Source organism: Aquabacterium sp. (assembly GCF_049274795.1).
Classification (GTDB): domain Bacteria; phylum Pseudomonadota; class Gammaproteobacteria; order Burkholderiales; family Burkholderiaceae_C; genus Aquabacterium.
On sequence record NZ_JBASTH010000025.1, the window covers coordinates 1 to 21,207 of the forward strand.

Below are 21,207 nucleotides of genomic sequence, written 5' to 3' on the forward strand. Positions count from 1 at the left end.
TCGACTACGTGCTGCAGATCGGCAAGACGCCCATCGTGGTCAACGACAAGCGCGGCTTCTACACCTCGCGCGTGTTCACGACCTACATCATGGAAGGCATGGCCATGCTGGGCGAGGGCGTGCACCCCCGTTCCATCGAGGTCGCCGGCCTGAAGGCGGGCATGCCTATGCCGCCGCTGGCCTTGCAGGATGAAGTGTCGCTGAGCCTGTCGCTCTACATCGCCGAGACCACCCGCAAGGATCTGGAAGCCGAAGGCATCACGCTGCCCGTGCACCCTGGTTTCGCCGTGGTGCAGAAGGTGGGCGGCGAGCACAAGCGCATCGGCAAGAAGGCCAACCAGGGCTTCTACGACTACGTCGGCAAAGAGAAGAGCCTGTGGCCCGGCCTGCTGGACGTGTACCCGCCCAAGGCGGAGCAGCCTTCGCAGCAGGAGATCGTGGACCGCTTGCTCTACGCCCAGGCCAACGAAGCCGCGCGCTGCTATGAAGAGAAAGTGGTGCGTTCGGTGGCCGACACCAACATCGGCTCGATCTTCGGCTGGGGCTTCGCGCCCCACCAGGGCGGCGCACTGCAGTTCATCAACGCGGTGGGCCCGGCCAAGTTCGCCGAGCGGGCGCGTGAGCTGGCGGCCCAGTACGGCCCGCGCTTCGAGCCGGCCGCCATCGTGGTGAAGCTGGCCGCCGAAGGTGGTCGTTTCGCTGACGTGGTCTGAGCATGAGTGCGGTCACGCCTTCAGCGGCAAGCCCTCTGGCGGGGCTGCGCGTGGTCGATCTCACGCGCAACCTGCCGGGGCCTTTCGCCACGCGCATCCTGGCCGACCTGGGGGCCACGGTCATCAAGGTCGAGCCGCCCGAAGGCGACCCGGCCCGGGGCCTGCCGCCGCTGTACGCGGCGCTGAACCCGGGCAAGGATGTCCGCACGATCGACTTCAAGCAGCAGGCCGACAAAGACCGGCTGCGCGTGTGGATCCAGGATGCCGACGTGCTGGTGGAGGGTTTCCGCCCCGGCGTGATGGCGGCCATGGGCTTGGACATTGACAGCCTCAAGGCCCTGAACCCCAAGCTGGTTGTGTGCTCCATCACCGGCTATGGGCAAGAGGGCCCCTGGGCTCAGAAGGCCGGCCACGACATGAACTTCATGGCCATGTCCGGTGCGCTCGACCAGATGCGCGGGCCTGATGGCAGCGTCACCCTGTCCAACATCCAGTGGGGTGACCTGGCCGGGGGCAGCTCTATGGCCTGCGTGGCCTTGCTGGCCGCGCTCTGGCAGGTGCAGCGCACCGGGCAGGGCTGCCACATCGACATCAGCATGACGCACGGCCTGTGGGCCCACCAGGTGATGCCGCTGGCCACGGGCGCCATGCTCAAGCCCTTGCTGGAGCGCCTGCCCGGCGCCCGTGAGGACATGCTCAACGGCGCCTTGCCCTGCTACAGCCTCTACACCACGGCGGATGGCCGTTCGCTGGCCGTCGGCGCGCTGGAGCTGAAGTTCTGGCGCCTGTGCTGCGAGGCCTGGGGTCGCCCCGATTGGGCGGATCGCCACTGGCAGCGAGGTCTGCTGCCCAACTCGCCCGATTCCAACGCCCTGCGTGACGAAGTCGCGGCACTCATTGCTGCTCAACCTTTGTCACATTGGGCCGATGTCTTTGACAAGGTGGACGCTTGCGTCACGCCCGTGCTCACGCTGGCCGAGGCCCAAGCCCACGGCCTGTTCGCTGGGGCGGGGCGCGCGCCGTGGGTGATCTCCGCCTGAGCCCATAGACGTACCGCACCCGAAGAAGAACCGCCATGACGACGCCCCAAGCCGCCAGTCATCCCATCGTCACCCGCGAGAAGCTCGATTTCGGGCTGGAGGGCGACATCCCCCGCCATTGGCTGGACAACGACCCCTTCAAGAGCCGCTTCTTCGACGCGATGTCGATCTTCTTCCCGGAAGGTGAGCGCTTTTTCATCAGCTGCGTGCGTGATTTCAAGGACCAGATCAGCGACCCGCAGCTGCTGGAAGAGGTGAAGGACTTCACCCGCCAGGAAGGCCAGCACGGCATCGTGCACCGCCAGTTCAACGACCGGCTCAAGCGCCAGCGCATCCATGTGAAGTCGCTGGAAAGCCAGACCGTGTGGTTCCTGTTCGACGTGCTGCGCAAGCGCCTCAAGCCCGAGACCACGCTGGCGCTCACCGCCGCCTTCGAGCACATGACCGCGCTGATGGCCCATGGCTTCGAGAGTTGCCGCGTGCTGGACAAGGCCGATCCGCGCATCCGCGCCATGTACACCTGGCACGCCATCGAAGAGGTCGAGCACAAGGCTGTGGCCTTCGACGTGATGCAGAAGGTGGCCAAGGTGGGCTACTGGCGGCGCGTGCTGCCGCTGGTCTTCACGTCCTTCTCGTTCCCGCTGGCAACGCTTCTGGTGGTGAACTATATGTTGCAGGTTGATGGTTTCAGGGGTCTGAAACGTGCGGGCATCATGGCGCGCGGCCTGTGGTGGCTGTACAAGCCGGGCGGGCTGTTCCTGCCGCTGCTGGGCCACTATGTGAAGTACTTCAAACCCGGTTTTCACCCGTGGCAGACGGGGGAATTGGCCAGTTACCAGATCTGGCGCGAGGTGTTCGAACGCACGGGCGATCCGATCGCCGCGGGTGATGCGGCACTCAAGGCAAGCACTTGACCTGCTTTGCAACAAGGGTTAATCAGGGGCGCCGACGTTAAATTCTCCCCGTCGACGTCGATAACATAGGGAGCCATCCCCCTATGACCACCCTAAGCAGCACTCCCCCCTGGGTCAACTGGATCACCGGCACTGGGCCGGTGCGCCGTCACGTCATGTTCGGCCTGGGTGCCGGGCTGATCTACGCGCTCACGGCCGCCATCATGGCGCACTCGGCCTGGCTGGGGCTGATCAGCGCGGGGGTGTTCGGGCTGCTGCTCGGCTGCATGGCCACCACCTTCCTCCTGTTTTTCGTGCTGGTGCGCAGCGGCTGGTCGCAGCGTTTCGAAGATCCCGTGCTGGCGATGCCTCACGGCATGGTCTCCATCCTCATCATCGTGCTGGCCTATGTGCTGATCGGTGAATACCGGGGCGACACCATCATTCTGCTGGCCCAGGCTGTGGCCGTGGCCATGTTTCGCCTCAGGCCGCGCCAGTGTCTTTTCCTGGGCGGCTGGGCGGCGCTGTGCGTCAGCGTGGCCCAGTTCGGGCTGGTGTGGTCCGGCGAGCCGGGCTTCTCGTTGCAGCGGGGTCTCACGCACTTCACCGTCTCCGCCGTGTCGCTGATGGCGCTGGCCGTCGTGGCCATGTGGATCAGCGCCATGCGCGTGCGCATCAGCCGCCAGTCCGACGAGCTGCGCCAGACCCTGGTGCAGGCGCAGGCGCTGGCCACCACGGACATGCTGACCGGTCTGCTCAACCGCCGTGCCATGACCGACCAACTCGAATCCGAGCTGGCCCGTGTGTCGCGCTCCGGCAACCCCGTGTGCGTGGCCCTGATCGACATCGACCACTTCAAGAAGGTCAATGACCACTACGGCCACCGCATGGGCGACGAGGTGCTGCGCTCCTTCGCCTCGTTGGCCCAGGGTGATCTGCGCCAGGTCGATCAACTGGGCCGTTGGGGCGGTGAAGAGTTCCTGCTGATGATGCCCCACGTGGATGCCTCCCAGGCCTGGGTGGCCGTGGAGCGCCTGCGCAACCACATCGCTGCCCACCCCATGGGCGACAGTGGCAACTTGACCGTCACGATCTCGGCTGGGCTGGCGCAGTTCTCACACGGCGAGTCGCTGGACCGCTGGATCGAGCGTGCCGACCAGGCCCTCTACCAGGCCAAACAATCCGGGCGCAACCGTTGCCTGATCGCCGAGCAGCCACCGGCCACATCGCCGTCGCCTGCGCCCGCTGCGCCGCGAGGCCCTAACGCTTCTGTAGCCCCGGTGGTCCGCCTGCACCCGTCGTCACCGTGATGAGGCCCATGACGCAACCTGCCAAGCCCCTCACCTTCGTCGAAGCGGCCACGCCTCTGGTACTGTGGGCACTGGGGTCTGATCGCGCTACCCGTTCGCGCGTGCTGGCCATCGCCCTGTGCCTGCTGGTCTACTCGGTGTGTTGCGTGGCGGCCTGGCATGCGTCCCAGATCGGCATGATGCATCCCATGGCGCCGCCGGTGCTGGCCTGGGTGACGCTGCCCGCGTGCGTGGTGGCGCTGGTGCTGGTGCGCAGCGGGCGATCCAAGCGCTTCTCCGACCCCACCATGATGCTGCCGCAGAACGCGCTGGCGGTGGTGGCGATCGGCTTTGCCTACCTGACCATCCGCCCGGAGGACCGTGGCGTGGTGATGGTGCTGCTGTCGCTGGTGATCATGTTCGGCATGTACACGCACACGCCGCGCCAGTCCCTGGTGATCGGTGGGGCGGCTGTGGTGGGCCTGGGCGCCTGCATGCTGATCCTGAGCCAGTACGACCCGGGCTTCTACCCCTTCAACCGTGAACTGGTGCGCTTCGAGCTGCTGGTCAGCGTGGTGCCGGTGCTGGTGTTCACGGCCATCCAGCTCAATGCCTGGCGCAGCCGGCTCAAGCGCCAGCGCGAGGAGCTCAAGCAGGCCCTGGCCACGGTGCAGCACCTGGCCACGCGCGACACGCTCACGGGCCTGTACAACCGCCGCCACATGCAGGACAGGCTGGAAGCCTGCCTGGGCCGGCTGGAACGCTATGGCGAGCGCTTCACGCTGGCCCTGATCGACCTGGACCACTTCAAGAGTGTGAACGACCGGCACGGCCACAAGGTGGGCGACGAGGTGCTGACCTCGTTCGCGCATGCGGCGTCGGCCGTGCTGCGTGATTCCGACGTGCTGGGCCGCTGGGGCGGCGAAGAGTTCCTGGTCGTGTTCCCTGACACCACGCCCGAGCAGGCCCGCCATCCGCTGGAGCGCCTGCAGGCCGAGTTGACGCGCCTGGCCGTGTCCAACAGCGTGCCGGGGCTGCGCGTCTCGTTCTCGGCGGGCCTGGCGCTGCACGTGGCCCATGCCACCCTGAATCACACGCTGGAGCGCACCGACGCGGCCCTGTACGAGGCCAAGCGCGGCGGGCGCAACCAGGTGGTGCTGGCTGAGCCCGTGCCCTCGGTATTCCCGGAAGCCGCCCCCAAGGAAGCGCCTCCGGAGGAGGATTCGGCGCTCGACTCCGAACCTGGCCTGATCGAAGGCCTGTTCAGCACGCCACGATATTGACGGCCAGGCCTCCGCGTGAGGTCTCCTTGTACTTGCTTTGCATGTCCGCGCCGGTTTCGCGCATGGTCTTGATGACCTGGTCGAGGCTGACGTGGTGCGTGCCATCGCCATGCAGGGCCAGGCGCGCCGCGTTGATCGCCTTCACCGCTGCCACTGCGTTGCGCTCGATGCAGGGGATCTGCACCAGCCCACCCACCGGGTCGCAGGTCAGGCCGAGGTGGTGCTCCATGCCGATTTCGGCCGCGTTCTCGACCTGCGCCGGCGTGCCACCCAGCACGGCGCACAGGCCCGCGGCGGCCATGGAGCAGGCCACGCCCACCTCGCCCTGGCAACCCACCTCCGCCCCTGAGATGGAGGCGTTCTCCTTGTAGAGCAGGCCGATGGCGCCTGCCGTGAGCAGGAAGTCGATCACGCCACGGTCAGTCGCCGTGGGCACGAAACGGCGGTAGTAGTGCAGCACGGCCGGCATGATGCCGGCGGCGCCGTTGGTGGGGGCCGTCACCACGCGGCCACCGGCGGCGTTCTCTTCGTTCACGGCCAGGGCGAACAGGTTCACCCAGTCCATCACGGCGAGCGGGTCGAGGCTGGTGTTGGCTTGCAGCTTGCGCGACAGCGTTGGCGCGCGGCGGGGCACCTTGAACGGGCCAGGCAATACACCTTCGTGTTCACAGCCGCGCTGCACACAAGCCTGCATCACGGTCCAGATGTGCAGCAGGCCGGTGTCGATCTCCGCATCGCTGCGCCACAGGCGCTCGTTGGCGCGCATCACGCCGGCGATGTCCAGCTCGTGCGCCTCGCACAAGGCCAGCAGGTCGGCCGCGCTGTGAAAGGGCAGGGGCAGTACCTCGGTGTCGGGCGCCACGTCGTGCTGGCGGGCACTGTCATGGGCCAGCTCCTCGCTGACCACGAAGCCGCCGCCGACCGAGTAGTAGCAGCGCTGGGCCAGTGCCTGGCCGTGCTCGTCGAAGGCACTCAGGCGCAATGCGTTGGGGTGGAAGGGCAGGCTGTGGTGCAGGTGGAAGATCAGGTCGGCTTCCACATCGAACGCCACGCCGTGGGTGTCCAGCAAGGGCAGGCGGTGCTGCTGGCGGATGTCGGCCAGGATCGCGTCGATGCGGTCCACGTCGACCTGATCAGGCTCATGCCCGCACAGGCCCAGCAGCACGGCCTTGTCGCTACCATGCCCGCGCCCCGTGGCGCCCAGCGAGCCGAAGAACTCGCAGCGCACGCGGCGCGTCGCATCGATCAGGCCGTGCTGCTGCAGCCGCAGCGCGAACAGGCGCGCGGCCCGCATGGGCCCGACGGTGTGGGAACTGGAGGGCCCGATTCCCACCTTGAACAGATCGAAGACGGACACGGCCATGGTGAACCTCTCGGGTTCATCGTAGACCTCCGGACGCCGGCGTGGGGCAGGGCTTTCGTGAACTACAGGCGCTTGTCAGGGGCTTGTTCGCGCTCGACGCAAGCCCCCGGCGATGCTGCGGCGCAGCGAATCAGCGCGTGGCGATCTCGCCCCGCAGCGAGTGCGGGTAGGCCAGCGTGATGTTTGCGTCGATCAACTGGCCGATCAGGCGCTGCGGCTGCGGCCCACCGGGGAAGTTGACGATGCGGTTGCACTCGGTGCGGCCCATCAGCTCGGTCGGGTCCTTGCGGCTGGGGCCTTCGACCAGGATGCGCTGTGTGGTGCCCACCAGGGCTTGGCTGAAGCGCTGCACATGGCCCTCCAGCACGGCCTGCAGCGTCTGCAGGCGCTTGAGCTTCACCTCTTGCGGCGTGGTGTCTTCCAGCGCGGCGGCCGGCGTGCCGGGGCGGGCGCTGAAGATGAAGCTGAACGACGCGTCAAAACCGATGTCGTCGACCAGCTTCATCATCTTGGCGAAGTCATCGTCCGTCTCGCCGGGGAAGCCCACGATGAAGTCCGACGAGATGCGGATGTCCGGGCGCACCAGGCGCAGCTTGCGGATCGTGCTCTTGAACTCCAGCGCCGTGTAGCCGCGCTTCATCGCCATCAGGATGCGGTCGGAGCCATGCTGCACGGGCAGGTGCACGTGGTTGACCAGCTTGCCCGTCCTGCCGTAGACGTCGATCAGGCGCTGCGTGAACTCGTTGGGGTGGCTGGTGGTGTAGCGGATGCGCTCGATGCCGGGGATCTCGGCCACGTACTCCAGCAGCATGGCGAAGTCGGCGATCTCCGTCGTGTCGCCCATGCGGCCACGATAGCCGTTCACGTTCTGGCCCAGCAGGGTCACTTCACGCACGCCCTGGTCGGCCAGGTCGGCCACCTCGGTCAGCACGTCGTCAAACGGGCGCGACACCTCTTCACCGCGCGTGTAGGGCACCACGCAGTAGCTGCAGTACTTGGAGCAGCCTTCCATGATCGACACGAAGGCGCTGGCGCCTTCCTTGCGCGGCGGCGGCAGGTGGTCGAACTTCTCGATCTCGGGGAAGCTGATGTCGACCTGCGGGCGCTTTTGCTGCTGGCGCTTTTCCAGCATGGCGGGCAGGCGGTGCAGGGTCTGCGGACCGAACACCACGTCCACATACGGCGCGCGCTCGATGATGGCCGCGCCTTCCTGGCTGGCCACGCAACCGCCCACGCCGATCATCACGCCGCGCTCCTTGAGGTGCTTGACGCGACCCAGGTCGGAGAACACCTTCTCCTGCGCCTTCTCGCGGATGGAGCAGGTGTTGAACAAGATCAGGTCGGCCTGTTCCGGGTCATTGGTGGGCTCGTAGCCCTTGGCGGCATTGAGCACGTCGGACATCTTGTCCGAGTCGTACTCGTTCATCTGGCAGCCGTAGGTCTTGATGTAGACCTTCTTGCCCGCGTTGGCGGTGGCAGCGGGCAGGGCGGCGCTATTGGCGGTATCGGGGGATTCGGGCAGGGCGCTCATCTCGTACTACTCACTTGGACCAGGTTTTCTTCAGGGGGTCGTAGGTCCACTTTCCGGCCTGCTCGGTGGTGGTGGGCCACAGTTGGGCCAACTCATCTTCACGCAGGATCCACACGTCCATCAACAGGCCGTAGGTGTCGATCGTGTAGTTGACCTTGAGCTTCTTGCCGATCAGCATGCCCCACATCACCAGCATGTTGTTCTCGCCACGGATGCGAGCACCAGGGGCCAGGCGGGCGGCGGTCTTGCCGTTGAGCACGACCTCGGGCGGCTGGCTGAACAGCACTTCGCCACGCAGCGAGGTGGTGGGCAGCACGCGTGAGAGCTGCATCGGCACGATCAGGTTGGGATCGACCTTCGGCGGGGGCGGTGGTGGAGGCGCGCTGGCGGAAGACGACGGCGCGCTGGCGGGCGTGGCGGCGCTCTGGGCCATCACGGCAGCGCTGCTGAAGGCCAGCGTCAGGGCGGTCAAGGAGGCCACACAGAACAGGGCTGAACCGGCCCGGGGCAGTGCCGGGGCCAGCTGAGGACAGCGGGGCATGGTGTAGATCCAGGGGCTGTGAAAGACCGGCGATTTTAGCCGGGGCCCTGGATCCCATCAACCGTGGGCCATCCTGCAAGGGCCCAGGGTATGCGGCGGTGGCACAGCCCCGGGCTGGCGACCGGCGCCGGAACGCCGGCCGCATGGCGGATCAGAATTTCACGACCAGGCCCAGCGAGTACTGGTCGACATTGGTGCGCACGCTGTCCATGCCTACGCGGTATCGTTCCCACTCGCCGCGCAGCGCGGTGCTGGGGCTGAAGTCGTACTGCAGGCCGGCGCCCACCTTCAGGCCCGTGTCGTGATCCTTCACGGTCAGGCCGCTGCCGGAGATCTTGGATTCGGTGTCGACGACACCCACGCGGCCCAGCGCTGACCATTGCGGTGCCAGCGGCACGGTGCCCACGGCATCCAGGTACAGGCCACGGGCCTTGACATCACCGGAAGGTGCCTGGAACTTGCCCAGGCCGGCATAGCCCGCTTCCAGGGCGAAGTTGGGGGTGAACTGGTAACCGCCGTAGAACTTGTACCCGGTGTCGCTGCGATCGGTGCCGGGCCCCAGGGGGCTGTCGTCCTTCAGGTGGGATTGGCTCACATTGCCGCCCACGTAGTAGCCAGGTGTGGCAGCCAACTGGGCGTGGGCGCTGCCCGCCGCCATGAGGGTGGTGGTGATGGCGGCGGCCATGGTGCCCAGGGTGCGTTGAAGAGGCAGGGACTTTGTCTTGTGTTGGAAGGTCATGCACAACTCCTTTCGTGAGTGCCACTTCAGTGTTGGTTCGGCATGTCAAGGACGTGTCTTTCACACGTAAAGCTGTGTGGGAAAGGGTGTCGTTTTGTGCAAAGATCCACCCTTGTCATAACGAGCCCTGAACAACAAAGGGTGCATACGGGAGGAACAGCGGCATGGCCCTGATGGATTTCATCAAGAAGCAGTTCATCGACGTCATCGAGTGGACGGAATCCACCGATGGCTTGCTGGCTTGGCGCTATCCGTTCCAGGACCGTGAAATCCAGAACGGCGCGACGCTGGTGGTGCGTGAATCGCAGATGGCGCTGTTTGTCAACGAAGGCCAGGTGGCCGACCTGTTCGGCCCGGGCACGCACAAGCTGAGCACGCAGACGCTGCCGGTGCTCACCAACCTGAAGAACTGGGACAAGCTGTTCGTCTCGCCCTTCAAGAGCGATGTGTATTTCTTCAGCACGCGCCAGCAGCTGGACATGCGCTGGGGTACGGCGCAGCCCATCACCTTGCGCGACAAGGATTTCGGTGCCGTGCGCCTGCGCGCCTTCGGCAACTACAGCCTGCGCCTGGTCGATCCGCGCAAGTTCCACACCGAGGTGTCGGGCACGCGCGAGGCCTACACCATGGCCGATCTCGATGGGCAGTTGCGTGGCCTGATGCTGCAGCACATCAGCGATGCCGTGGCGCAAAGCGGTGTGCCCTTCCTGGATTTGGCGGCCAACCAGGTGGCTTTCGCCAAGGCGCTCCAACTGGCTACCGCACCAGCCTTCGATGCCATCGGCCTGCGCCTTGAAGGCGTGACGGTGCAGAACATCTCCCTGCCTGAAGAGCTTCAGAAGATCCTGGATCAGCGCATCGGCATGGGCATGGTCGGCAACGACATGGGCAAGTTCGTGCAGTACCAGACGGCGCAATCGCTGCCGGCGCTGGCTGCGGGCAGCGGCTCGGGCGGTTCGGTCGCGGGCGATGCCGCCGGGCTGGGGGCCGGGTTGGCGCTGGGGCAGGCCATGGCCCAGTCGCTGCAGCAGGGCCTGCAGGGGGCAGTGCCTGTGCCGGGGGCTGCTGCCGCGCCGGCCGTGTTGCCCCTGCGCCCTGACGAGGTCATGTCCACCCTGGAAAAGCTGGCTGACCTGAAGGCCAAGGGCATCCTGACCGACGACGAGTTCAGCGCCAAGAAGGCCGAGTTGCTCAAGAAGCTGGTCTGAGCGCTGTTCGCCCATGGTTGATCCGACGCCGCAGCGCGCCTGGCGCGCGCTGTGTTCCTTTTGTGGTGCGCCGGTCGAGTTCCGCTCGGCCGATTCGCCCATGGCCGTGTGCAGCTACTGCCGCAGCACCTTGCTGCGCGATGGCGACACCTTGCGGCGCATCGGCCAGGTGGCCGATCTGTTCGATGACCACAGCCCGCTGCAACTGGGTGTGGCCGGCCGCTACCAGGGCGAGCCGTTCATGCTGGTGGGCCGTGCGCAGATGGCCTACGACGAAGGCGTCTGGAACGAGTGGCATGCACTCTTCGACAACGGCCGCTCGGGCTGGCTGAGCGAGGACAACGGGCAGCACGTCTTCGCCTTCGAGCAGCCGGCGCGTAGCGCCTTGCCTGAGCATTGGGCACGTGTGGCGCCGGGGCAGGCCGTGTTCATCGACCAGGCGCCGTGGGTGGTGGCTTCTGTCGCCATGGCGCGTGTGCAGGCGGCCGAGGGCGAACTGGCCTTCGTGCCGGATTTCAAGCAAGCGCACACCGTGCTGGAGCTGCGCGACACGCAGGGCCAAGTGCTGTCCATCGACGACAGCGAGACACCACCCAGGCGCTTCGTGGGCCGTGCCGTGGCCTTGCCCGATCTGGCGCTCAGCGGCCTGCGCGAGGGGTCGTCGGAGGCCAAGGTCAAGAGCAGCGGCATCGAATGCCCGAACTGCGGGACACCGCTGACACCACGGCTGGGGCAGAGCCTGTCCATCGCCTGCCCCTCATGCAAGTCGGTGGTCGACATCTCCCAGAAGGATGAGGGCGCCGGCCTGGGCTACTACGCGCAGGACAATGGGCTGGAGCCCCTGATCCCCATGGGCCGCACGGGCCGGCTCGACGCCGAGGGCTCGGGTTATGCCGATGACTGGCAGGTGGTCGGCTACCAGGAGCGTTGCGACGAGCCTGAAAGCAGCGAGGACGAGCAGACCTTCTGGCGCGAGTACCTGCTCTACAACCAGCAAAACGGTTTTGCCTTCCTGGTGGATGCCGAGGACGGCTGGAGCGTGGTGCGCCCGGTGACAGGTGTGCCCTCCACCCGTTCGGCCACGGCGGCCTTCAAGGGCGTGACCTACCGCAAGAAGTACACCTACACCGCCAAGACCACCTATGTGATCGGCGAGTTCTACTGGAAGGTACGGCGTGACCAGCGCACCTTGAACACCGACTACGTGGGCACGGGCTCGCATGGCACACACCAGCTCAACCGCGAGCAGACCGGCTCCGAGATCACCTGGTCGGCCGGGCGTGCGATCGATGCGGCGGTGGTGATGAAGGCGTTCGGCATCCACGCCGCGAAGGCGGCTGCCTTCAGGCGCGATGCGGGGGCGGGAGGCTCCTGGTCCTTTGGCGAACAGGGCTGGGTGTGGGTGCTGGTGGTCATCATCGTGGTGATCATGCTGGCCCGCTGCAGCAGTGATGAGTGCGGACGCGTGCGGGACACCTACGGCGCGGCCAGCCTTGAGTACCAGCAGTGCTCGTCCCGCGCCGGCAGCAGCGGTGGCAGCTGGGGCGGTTCAGGCGGCGGCTCCTGGGGCGGCTACAGCAGCGGAGGCTCCCACAAGTGAGCGCCTGCACCAGCCCGTCTTGCACCCAGCGCACAATCGCGTCCATGGCGGGCGCTGACGATCCCGAAAGGAAATCCCATGTTCGAACTTGAGTGGCTCAAGCCCGGCGTCTTCGTCGGCTCCATCGTCTTCGCGCTGATTGGCGTGGCGCTTTTCTGGCTGTGCTTCATCATCGTCGACAAGCTCACCCCGTACGACTTGTGGGGCGAGATCGTCGAGAAGAAGAACGTGGCCCTGGCCATCGTGGTGGCCGCCATGTGCCTGGCCATCGGGCAGATCGTGGCCGCGGCCATCCATGGCTGACACGGCCGCAGGCGCTGCACCGATCCCGCAAGGCGGGGAGGGCGGGCGGGTGAGCCCGGCCGAGGTGCTGCTGCTGGCCTCGGTTTTCGTGGTGGCTGCCTGCGGGCTGGTCTACGAACTGGCCGCAGGCAGCCTGGCCAGTTACCTGCTGGGCGATTCGGTCCTGCAGTTTTCCACCATCATCGGGGCCTACCTGTTCGCCATGGGCGTGGGCTCGTGGCTGTCGCGCTACCTGGAGCGCCAGCTGGTGGCGCACTTCCTGCGCATCGAGCTGATGGTGGGCCTGTGCGGTGGGCTGATGCCGGCACTGCTGTTCGTGGCGCACACGCTGCTGCCAGCGTCAGCCACCACCCCGTTCCGCGTGCTGCTGTACGCCATGGTGCTGCTGGTGGGCATCCTGGTGGGGCTGGAGATCCCGCTGGTGATGCGCATCCTCAAGCGCCAGTTCAGCCAGCGTTATGCACTCAAGGATCTGGTGGCCGAGGTGCTCACCTTCGATTACCTGGGCGCGCTGGCCGTGTCGCTGGCCTTTCCGCTGCTGCTGGTGCCGCACCTGGGTCTGATCCGCACGGGCCTGTTCTTCGGGCTGCTGAACGTGGCGGTGGCCGCCTGGGCCCTGTGGCTGTTCCGGGCCGAATTGCGTACCTGGAGCGCGCATGCGCTGGCCTGCGCGCTGGCCACGCTGGTGCTGGGTGCTGGCATGGTGGGGGCCCAGCCGCTGACCACCTGGGCGGAGGACCGCTTCTACGGCGAAGGCATCGTCCTGCGTGAGCACACGCCCTACCAGCGAATCGTGCTCACGCATGGCCATGGCGCGACCAAGCTCTACCTCAACGGCAACCTGCAGTTCTCGTCGCGTGACGAGTACCGCTATCACGAGGCGCTGGTGCACCCGGCGATGACAGCCCATGGCGCGCCGCGCCGGGTGCTGGTGCTCGGCGGTGGTGATGGCATGGCCGTGCGCGAGGTGCTGCGCCATCCTGGCGTACAGCAGGTGACGCTGGTCGAGCTGGATCCGGCCATGACGCGCTTGTTCGGCCAAGACGATCGCCTGCGCGCGCTCAATGGCGATGCACTGCGTTCGCCCAAGGTGCGCGTGGTCAATACCGATGCTTTCAACTGGCTGGACCAGCACGATGAGGTCTTCGATGTGATCGTGGTGGATTTCCCCGATCCCACCAACCACGCCATCGGCAAGCTCTACACCACCACCTTCTACGCCTTGCTCGACAAGCATCTGGCGGCCAGCGGCTACGCCGTGGTGCAGACCACCTCGCCGCTGATCGCGCGGCAAAGCTACTGGACCGTGGTCAGCACGCTGGAAGCCGTGGGCCTCAGCGCCACGCCCTACCACGCCCATGTGCCCAGCTTCGGAGAGTGGGGCTTCGTGCTGGCCCATCGCCGGGCATGGCGCGCGCCGGCCGATTGGCAGGCGAATCTCCCTTCGGGCCTGCGTTTCCTGTCGCCGGCCGTACTGCCCGGGCTGTTTGTGTTCCCGCCTGACATGGCTCGTGTGCCGGCCGAGCCGAACCGCTTGAGTAACCAGGGCCTGGTGCACACCTTCGAGCAAGAGTGGGGGCAGGTGCGCTGATGGCTGCACCGGTGCACATGCCGCCAATGTGGTCCCGGCGCGGGCTGCTGGGGGTGGGGGCGGCCAGCGCTGCGGGGCTGGTGTTGCCGGGGTGTGGCCCGCGTGGAGCAGCGACCACAAAGCCTGGTTCCCAATCGGTGTTGCCTGATGCACTGGAAGGTGGCTGGGTGGGGCAACTGGCCGAACGTGGGCATGCCTGGCGCGATGGCCGCTGGCGCCCGGGTGGGCGCATCGTGTTCACGCGCCGTGTGCACACGCTGGTGGTGGGCGGTGGCATCGCTGGGCTGGCCGCAGCGCGCGTGCTGCAGGACAACGGTCTGGACGACCTGGCCGTGCTGGACCTGGATGACGAGCCCGGCGGCCATTCGCGCGGCCATGTGCTGATGGGCCAACCCTGCCCTCTGGGTGCACACTACCTGCCCGTGCCGGGGGAGGATGCGCACGAGGTCGCGCAGTGGCTGGAAAGTCAGGGCCTGATCAGGCGCCAGCAAGGCCGCTGGGTAGGCGATGAGCGCTACCTCTGTCACAGCCCGCAGGAGCGCCTGTTCATGCCCGACACCGATCCTGGTGTCGGCGCCACGGTGGGCGCCTACTGGCCTGGCCATTGGCAGGAGGGGCTGCTGCCCGCGGGGGCCAACACGCACCGCCAGCATGAGCGCTTCATGCAGCAGGCCAGGCAGTTGCGCCAGGCGCTGGGTTTTGCCATGCCCACGGTGCGCAAGCCCTGGAACGCAGGCCTGGCAGCGCTTGATGCGATCACCTTCGACCAGTGGCTGGACCAGCAGGGCCTGGACGACCCGGGCCTGCGCTGGGCGCTCGACTACGCCTGCCGTGATGACTACGGCGCCGGCTCGGCCCGTGTGTCGGCCTGGGCGGGGCTGCAGTACTTCGTCAGCCGCCATGAGGGCGATGAATCCGCCGATGCGCTGCTGACCTGGCCCGACGGCAATGCCTGGCTGGTGCGCCGTCTGGCCCAGGGCCTGGGCGATCGCTGGCATCCCGCCACGGTGGCGCTGGCCGTCACCCCAGGCCGGCGCGAGGTGGTGGTGGACAGCTGGTCCGTGCGGCGCAATCGGCCGGAGCGGTGGATCGCCCGGCGCGTGGTGATGGCCGTGCCCCTGATGGTCGGGCATCGCCTGCTGGCCGCGCCGCCAGCCCCCTTGGCGGCTGTGCAACCCCTGTGGCGCCAGGCGCCCTGGCTGGTCAGCAATCTGGCCTTGCGCGAGCCCTTGATCGAACGCCAGGGGGCACCCCTGTCATGGGACAACGTGGCCTACACCCGGCAGGGGCCGGCGGCGCTGGCCGAGCCTTCACTCGGCTATGTCAATGCGCGACACCAGAGCCTGGCCCCGGCGCCGCAGGATGCCCCGGTGGTGCTCACGCACTACTGGGCGCTGGGTGGCCGTGATGTGAAGGATGAGCAGCGCCATCGGGGCCTGCTGTGGTCACAGCCCTGGCACTGGTGGGCACAGAACGTGGTGGACGACCTGGCGCGTGTCCACCCCGATCTGCCCGGCAAGCTGCTGCGCATCGACCTGATGCGTTGGGGCCATGCCATGGCCATCCCGACGCCGGGCCTGCGGGGGCACCCAGCCTTGGCGGCCCTGGCCGATGGCGAGGCCGCACGGCAAAGCCGCCTGCACTGGGCCCATTCGGACCTGTCGGCCTACTCCGTGTTCGAAGAAGCCTTCACCCATGGCGTGCGCGCGGCGCGCCAGGTGCTGCGCATTGAAGGGCCGCCTCAGCGGATGGCCTGGGGCAGGCCGCGTGACACGGCCTGACGGTTCACGGCGGCCGGCTCGAAGCCCGTCACCAGCGCGTCCACCAAGGTTTGGGCACGCTCGCGGTTGTCGCTCAGCAGGTTGCACACGAACACGTCCAGTGTCACGTGGCCGGTTTCGGGCCAGGTGTGTACGGCCAGGTGCGATTCGGCCAGCAGCACCATGCCGGTGATGCCGGCGGGTTGGCCCGGCAGGGCAGGCGCGAACGCGTGGAAGAGATCACCGACGGCGTTCAGGCCGGCCTGCGCCACCTGGGCCAGACAGGCCGCGCGCAGCGCCGCAGGCTGTGTCATCCAGGGGTGCTGCGCCGAACAGCCGCTCAGGTCGGCCGTGATGTGCAGTCCGGTCAGGCCTGCGTGCGCGTCGATGGATGTGCAAGGCTGCATGCGTGTGGCACTCAAGCCGTTTGGTTGAGCGATGCCAGGCGCTCGGGCGTGCCCACATCGGTCCACGGGCCCAGCCAGGTCTCGGCGCTCAGCTTGCCGTGCTCGATCGCGCGGTCCATGCTGGGGCGCAGCGCGGCCTTGGTGCCGGCCGGCAGGTGATTCACCATCGCCGGCCGGTACAGCGCGATGTTGCCGTAGGTCCATGGGCGCGCCACGTCCAGGTGCTTGGGCAATACGCGGCCCTGCTCGTCCATGGCGAAATCACCCAGCGGCACGTGTGCCGGATTGGGCACCAGCCACAGGTGGCCCCAGTCATCGCGCTCCAGGAAGCGGTGCGCAGCAGCCTCGTCGAAGCGAAAGCCCGGCACGAACACATCGCCAGACACCGACCAGAAAGCCTCGCCCAGCATGGGCAGGGCCTTGGCCATGCCGCCGGCCGTTTCCAGCGCACCGCCGTGGTCCCGGCCTTCCATGGAGTAATGGATGTGCAGCCCCCAGCGCGAGCCATCGCCGAGGGCGGCGGGGAATTGATCCTCCAGCCAGGCGGTATTGATCACCACCTCGAGCACGCCGTCACGCGCCAGCGCCTCCAGGTGCCATTCGATCAGCGGCTTGCCTTGCACGCGGATCAACGGCTTGGGTGTGTGGTCCGTGAGCGGCTTGAGCCGTTCGCCGCGGCCGGCGGCGAGGATGAGGGCGGGCAGGTTGGGCATGTGCTTGATTAGACGACAGGAAGCGGGTGCGTTGGCTTCCTGCATGGAACTTTGGCGATGGCATGCCACATTCGGCTACCCTTGATGCTGTGTCGCCATTGTCAACACAGTGTCAGGATGCCTTAATGCCCAACATGGACAAGCTGCTCAGCCAGCAGGAGCTGTATCTGTCGCCGCAAAGTGGCAGCTTCGACACCGAGCGTGTGATCGAGGTGGTCAGGCCATTGGGCCATTGCTGGCAGCATCCTGCCGTGCCTGCGATCTTCCTGATCTTCCGCACGGAAACCTCGAAGGCGCGCTGCGAGGCCAGCATCGCCGCCAACCCCAAAGCTGCGCTGCCGTACGTGCTGCTGATCAAGGTCGAGCCCGACGAGATCCTGGTCAATCAGTTCGCGGGGGCGGATTTCGCCGAGTACTCGCGCACCTTCCTGACCTGGTTGCTGGCCAACTACGCCTGCACCGCCAGCAACGAGGAAGGCACGGACCTGACGGCCCATCTGTCCTGACGCGGACAAGCCCAAAGGGCCTGCGCCGGGTCAGTTCTTGATCCGGTAGCCCGTCTTGAAGATCCACGCGATGATGCCCAGCGACAGCGCCATGAACACCAGCGTCATGCCCAGGCTCAGGCCCACGCTCACATCGGCCACGCCGTAGAAGCTCCAGCGAAAGCCGCTGATCAGGTAGACCACCGGGTTGGCCATCGATACGGCCTGCCAGAAGGGCGGCAGCATGTGGATGGAGTAGAAGCTGCCACCCAGAAAGGTCAGCGGCGTGATGATCAGGAGCGGGATGATCTGCAGCTTCTCGAAACCATCGGCCCAGATGCCGATGATGAAGCCCAGCAGGCTGAAGGTCACGGCCGTGAGCACCAGGAACAGCACCATCCAAACCGGATGCTCGATGCGCAGCGGCACGAAGAAGGTGGCCGTGGCCAGGGTGATCGCCGCCAGGATCAGCGATTTGGTGGCCGCCGCACCCACATAGGCCAGCACGATTTCCATCGTCGAGATGGGCGCTGACAGCAGCTCGTAGATGGTGCCCGTGAAGCGAGGGAAGTAGATGCCGAAGGAAGCGTTGGACACGCTCTGCGTCAGCAGCGACAGCATTACCAGGCCGGGCACGATGAAGGCGCCGTAACTCACCCCGTCGATCGACTCCATGCGCGAACCGATGGCCGAGCCGAACACCACGAAGTACAGCACGGTGGACAGCACCGGCGAGAAGATGCTCTGCATCAGCGTGCGCCAGGTGCGGGCCATCTCGAAGTTGTAGATGGCGCTCACGCCACGGAGGTTGAAGCTGCTCATGCGCGGGCCTCCTTCGAATGCACCAGGTTCACGAAGATGTCCTCCAGCGAGCTTTGCGTGGTGCTCAGGTCCTTGACGGTGATGCCGGCGTTTTCCAGAGCGCGCAGCAGCGGCGCGATGCCGGTGTTCTCGGCCTGGGTGTCGTAGGTGTAGACCAGTTGCTGGCCATCGCCTGCCAGCGTCAGCTCGAAGCTGTTCAGTGCCTCGGGCACGGCGCTCAGCGGCTCGGCCAGCTGCACGGTGAGCTGCTTGCGCCCCAGCTTGTGCATCAGCGCCGCCTTGTCTTCCACCAGGATCAGTTCGCCCTTGTTGATCACGCCGATGCGGTCGGCCATCTCTTCGGCCTCTTCGATGTAGTGCGTGGTCAGGATGATGGTGACCCCTGAGTCGCGCAGCGCGCGCACCAGGCGCCACATGTCGCGGCGCAGTTCCACATCCACGCCAGCGGTGGGTTCGTCCAAAAAGAGGATGCGCGGCTCATGCGACAGGGCCTTGGCGATCAGCACCCGGCGCTTCATGCCGCCCGAGAGCGTCATGATCCGGTTGTCCTTTTTCTCCCACAGCGACAGGTCACGCAGCACCTTCTCGATGTGCGTCGGGTTGGCCGGTTTCCCGAACAAGCCCCGGCTGAAGGACACCGTGTCCCATACGGATTCGAAGGCGTCGGTGGTGAGCTCCTGCGGCACCAGGCCAATCAGTGAACGTGCTGCACGGTAGTCCTTGAGGATGTCGTGCCCACCCACGGTGACGGTGCCGCTGGTAGGGCTGACGATGCCGCAGACGGTGCTGATCAGCGTGGTCTTGCCGGCGCCATTGGGGCCGAGCAGCGCCAGGATCTCGCCTTTGCGGACATCCAGGCTCACGTTCCTGAGCGCCTGAAAGCCCGAGGCGTAGGACTTGGAGAGTTGGGAGATGGAAATGATCGCGCTCATGGGCCGCAACGATAGCCCAAGCCCAAAGGTTTCGCTGGCGCGGAAAAACATGACGTGGTCCGCGGATTAGTGGGCAATTGATACACGTTACAAAAGTTAAAAAAGTGCCAATCGTGGCCGATAAAGCTCGGAGCGCCATTCGTACCAGTCGCGAATGCGCTGTCCTCCTTAACAGGCTATACGTTTTCCGGTCACGATCTCAATGGCACGTTCTGTTCTCGCACTGGCTAAGGCGCCTTCCTGCGCCTCTCCCCTTGCCCTGTGGGCATCCCCCTTCTCACTGACGGTCCTGGCGGCAGCGCTGCTGATGACGCAGGCCCCGCACGCCCAAGCGCAATCGGCCGCTGATCTGCAGCGCATCGAACGCATCCAGCAGGAAGAGCAGCAGCGTCAGTTGCGTCAGCTCGAACAGCAACGTGAGCGGGCTCGCCCGCCCACCAGCCTGGATGCAGGCACCGTTCAACGCCCGGCCCAACGCCCCGAAGGCCCGTGCCGCGACATCCGCGAGATCAAGCTCAAGGGCGCCAATGCCCTGCTGGCGAGCACGCGTGATTCGCTGCTCAAGCCCTATGTGGGCCGTTGCCTGAGCGCCAACGACATCGAACGCCTGATGGGCGACTTGACCGCGCACTATGTGTCGCAGGGCCGAATCACCGCCCGTGTCTACCTGGGCGCGCAGGATCTGAGCGGCGGCAGCCTGGAACTCACCGTGGTCGAAGGCGTGCTCAAGCAACTGCGCATCGAAGACGGTGGCAAGAAGAGCATCTCGCCGGGCAATGTGTTTCCCGGCATCGAAGGCAAACCCCTGAACCTGCGTGACATCGAGCAAGGTCTGGACCAGATCAACCGCCTGGGTTCCAACAATGCCACGATGTCGATCGAGCCGGGCGAGCAGCCGGGCGAGAGCATCCTGGTGGTGCGCAACAACCCCGTGAAGGCCTGGCGCGTTAGTGCCTCGGTGGACAACTTCGGTTCCCAATCGACCGGCCGCAACCAGGCCGGCCTGAGCGCGTCGTACGACAACCCCTTCGGCTTCAACGATTTCATCAGTGTCACGGACCGCCGCACGCTGGATCGCCACGACAAGCGCCGCGATTCGCAGTCGAACAGTTTGACCTACTCGATTCCCTACGGCGCTTTGCTGTTCACGGTCGGTGCCAGCAAGTCGAGCTACTTCAGCACGCTGGTCACGCCCGGTGGTGTGTCCCTGCCGTCCGAAGGCGACTCGACCGTGTACTACACACGTGGCGACTACACCGTCTACCGTGACCGCGACAACCTGGTCACCCTGTCGGGCACGCTCACCCGCAAGAGCTCCAAGAACTATCTGGCCAGCCAGTACCTTGAGGTCAGCAGCCGCGCCCTCACGGTGCTGGACATCGACCTGGCCCTGCGTCGTCCCCTGGTGGGTGGCATCATGCAGACCTCGGTGGGCCTGTCCGAGGGCAAGCGCTGGTTCGGTGCCTTGAAGGATCCCAGCGTTGCGCCGGACTGGGCGCCGCAGGCCCAGTTCACCAAGGTGCGGGCTTCGGCCTCGTGGGCGACCTACCTGCCTGTGGGGACGCGCACGGTCGACATCGCCACTTCCTGGAACGGTCAGTACGCCAACGACGTGATGTACGGCTCCGAGCAGATGCTCGTGGGCGGCATCTACAGCGTGCGCGGCTTCGACAGGGACACCCTGGCCAATGACCGCGGCTGGGTGTGGCGCAATGAAGTGGGCGTGCGCTCGCCGTTCGAGCTGAAGGGCGCGGTGGGATCGTGGCGGCCTTATGCCGCCATCGATGGCGGATGCGTCTATGCCCGCGAGACACCGGATGTCAACGGCTACCGCGGTGACGACGATTGCATCATGGGTGGCGCCCTGGGTCTGCAACTGCGCTGGGGCCCGGCCACGCTGGACACCTTCGTGATGAAGCCGCTGAAGCGCCCTGACCACATGAACACCGACGGCACCTCCATGCGTGCCGTGGTTTCCCTGGCCTTCTGATCCC

At 66.3% G+C, this 21,207-nt stretch carries 20 protein-coding genes; 12 read left to right on the top strand and 8 right to left on the bottom strand.

The features are described from left to right. From WAQ08_RS02770 to WAQ08_RS02790, 5 genes are all read left to right on the top strand, one after another. A partial coding sequence (locus WAQ08_RS02770) for a 3-hydroxyacyl-CoA dehydrogenase family protein (protein WP_422189112.1) occupies positions 1-713 on the top strand: 713 nt, incomplete at its 5' end. Positions 714-715: 2 nt separating this feature from the next. Further along, positions 716-1,753, top strand: coding sequence for a CaiB/BaiF CoA transferase family protein (locus WAQ08_RS02775; RefSeq protein WP_422189113.1), 1,038 nt, complete (start codon positions 716-718; stop codon positions 1,751-1,753). A 35-nt stretch (positions 1,754-1,788) separates the two neighbouring features. Then, complete coding sequence (locus tag WAQ08_RS02780; RefSeq protein WP_422189114.1) at positions 1,789-2,667, top strand: metal-dependent hydrolase; 879 nt, start codon at positions 1,789-1,791, stop codon at positions 2,665-2,667. 83 nt (positions 2,668-2,750) lie between these two features. Next, positions 2,751-3,956, top strand: coding sequence for a GGDEF domain-containing protein (locus tag WAQ08_RS02785; RefSeq protein ID WP_422189115.1), 1,206 nt, complete (start codon positions 2,751-2,753; stop codon positions 3,954-3,956). Positions 3,957-3,964: 8 nt separating this feature from the next. After that, on the top strand, positions 3,965-5,218 hold the full coding sequence (locus WAQ08_RS02790; RefSeq protein ID WP_422189116.1) for a GGDEF domain-containing protein: 1,254 nt from the start codon (positions 3,965-3,967) through the stop codon (positions 5,216-5,218). Here WAQ08_RS02790 and WAQ08_RS02795 read toward each other — a convergent pair. The 4 genes from WAQ08_RS02795 to WAQ08_RS02810 form a co-directional block, all read right to left on the bottom strand. Next, positions 5,199-6,581 carry an L-serine ammonia-lyase gene (locus tag WAQ08_RS02795; protein WP_422189117.1) on the bottom strand — a complete coding sequence of 461 codons (1,383 nt, stop codon included), beginning with the start codon at positions 6,579-6,581 and terminating at the stop codon, positions 5,199-5,201. The genes WAQ08_RS02790 and WAQ08_RS02795 overlap by 20 nt on opposite strands. A gap of 130 nt (positions 6,582-6,711) precedes the next feature. Beyond that, a complete protein-coding gene (miaB, locus tag WAQ08_RS02800; protein ID WP_422189118.1) occupies positions 6,712-8,112 on the bottom strand; it encodes a tRNA (N6-isopentenyl adenosine(37)-C2)-methylthiotransferase MiaB in 1,401 nt (466 codons plus the stop codon). A 10-nt stretch (positions 8,113-8,122) separates the two neighbouring features. After that, positions 8,123-8,653 carry a hypothetical protein gene (locus WAQ08_RS02805; RefSeq protein WP_422189119.1) on the bottom strand — a complete coding sequence of 177 codons (531 nt, stop codon included), beginning with the start codon at positions 8,651-8,653 and terminating at the stop codon, positions 8,123-8,125. Positions 8,654-8,804: 151 nt separating this feature from the next. Then, a complete protein-coding gene (locus WAQ08_RS02810; protein ID WP_422189120.1) occupies positions 8,805-9,392 on the bottom strand; it encodes a porin family protein in 588 nt (195 codons plus the stop codon). A 164-nt stretch (positions 9,393-9,556) separates the two neighbouring features. Here WAQ08_RS02810 and WAQ08_RS02815 point away from each other — a divergent pair, with 164 nt between their 5' ends. The 5 genes from WAQ08_RS02815 to WAQ08_RS02835 all read left to right on the top strand — a co-directional run bounded on the left by WAQ08_RS02815 (position 9,557) and on the right by WAQ08_RS02835 (position 15,875). After that, positions 9,557-10,600 carry an SPFH domain-containing protein gene (locus tag WAQ08_RS02815; RefSeq protein ID WP_422189121.1) on the top strand — a complete coding sequence of 348 codons (1,044 nt, stop codon included), beginning with the start codon at positions 9,557-9,559 and terminating at the stop codon, positions 10,598-10,600. A gap of 13 nt (positions 10,601-10,613) precedes the next feature. Next, positions 10,614-12,200, top strand: coding sequence for a DUF4178 domain-containing protein (locus tag WAQ08_RS02820; RefSeq protein WP_422189122.1), 1,587 nt, complete (start codon positions 10,614-10,616; stop codon positions 12,198-12,200). A gap of 78 nt (positions 12,201-12,278) precedes the next feature. Next, a complete protein-coding gene (locus WAQ08_RS02825; protein WP_422189123.1) occupies positions 12,279-12,503 on the top strand; it encodes a DUF350 domain-containing protein in 225 nt (74 codons plus the stop codon). Continuing rightward, positions 12,496-14,094 carry a polyamine aminopropyltransferase gene (locus WAQ08_RS02830; protein ID WP_422189124.1) on the top strand — a complete coding sequence of 533 codons (1,599 nt, stop codon included), beginning with the start codon at positions 12,496-12,498 and terminating at the stop codon, positions 14,092-14,094. The genes WAQ08_RS02825 and WAQ08_RS02830 overlap by 8 nt, the downstream gene beginning before the upstream one ends. 137 nt (positions 14,095-14,231) lie before the next feature. Next, positions 14,232-15,875, top strand: coding sequence for an FAD-dependent oxidoreductase (locus WAQ08_RS02835; protein ID WP_422189125.1), 1,644 nt, complete (start codon positions 14,232-14,234; stop codon positions 15,873-15,875). On the opposite strand, the gene speD is transcribed toward WAQ08_RS02835, so the two are convergent. Both speD and murU read right to left on the bottom strand, forming a co-directional pair. Then, positions 15,836-16,261: an adenosylmethionine decarboxylase gene (gene speD / locus WAQ08_RS02840; RefSeq protein WP_422189126.1), complete on the bottom strand. Its 426-nt coding sequence runs from the start codon at positions 16,259-16,261 to the stop codon at positions 15,836-15,838. The genes WAQ08_RS02835 and speD overlap by 40 nt on opposite strands. A gap of 11 nt (positions 16,262-16,272) precedes the next feature. Further along, positions 16,273-16,974, bottom strand: a complete 702-nt coding sequence (gene murU, locus WAQ08_RS02845; protein WP_422189127.1) for an N-acetylmuramate alpha-1-phosphate uridylyltransferase MurU — start codon at positions 16,972-16,974, stop codon at positions 16,273-16,275. Between the two features lie 125 nt (positions 16,975-17,099). Between murU and WAQ08_RS02850 the strand changes: the two genes are divergently transcribed. Continuing rightward, entirely contained in the window at positions 17,100-17,480 is a 381-nt protein-coding gene (locus tag WAQ08_RS02850; protein ID WP_422189128.1) for a hypothetical protein, read from the top strand. A gap of 30 nt (positions 17,481-17,510) precedes the next feature. Here the strand turns inward: WAQ08_RS02850 and WAQ08_RS02855 are convergent, their stop codons facing one another. Together WAQ08_RS02855 and WAQ08_RS02860 are read right to left on the bottom strand one after the other, a co-directional pair. Beyond that, on the bottom strand, positions 17,511-18,281 hold the full coding sequence (locus tag WAQ08_RS02855; protein WP_422189129.1) for an ABC transporter permease: 771 nt from the start codon (positions 18,279-18,281) through the stop codon (positions 17,511-17,513). Then, a complete protein-coding gene (locus tag WAQ08_RS02860; RefSeq protein ID WP_422189130.1) occupies positions 18,278-19,213 on the bottom strand; it encodes an ABC transporter ATP-binding protein in 936 nt (311 codons plus the stop codon). The genes WAQ08_RS02855 and WAQ08_RS02860 overlap by 4 nt, the downstream gene beginning before the upstream one ends. Before the next feature lie 202 nt (positions 19,214-19,415). Here WAQ08_RS02860 and WAQ08_RS02865 point away from each other — a divergent pair, with 202 nt between their 5' ends. Beyond that, the gene (locus tag WAQ08_RS02865; protein WP_422189131.1) at positions 19,416-21,203 is read left to right on the top strand and encodes a ShlB/FhaC/HecB family hemolysin secretion/activation protein; all 1,788 of its coding nucleotides are present in this window, start codon (positions 19,416-19,418) and stop codon (positions 21,201-21,203) included. Positions 21,204-21,207 lie beyond the last annotated feature (4 nt).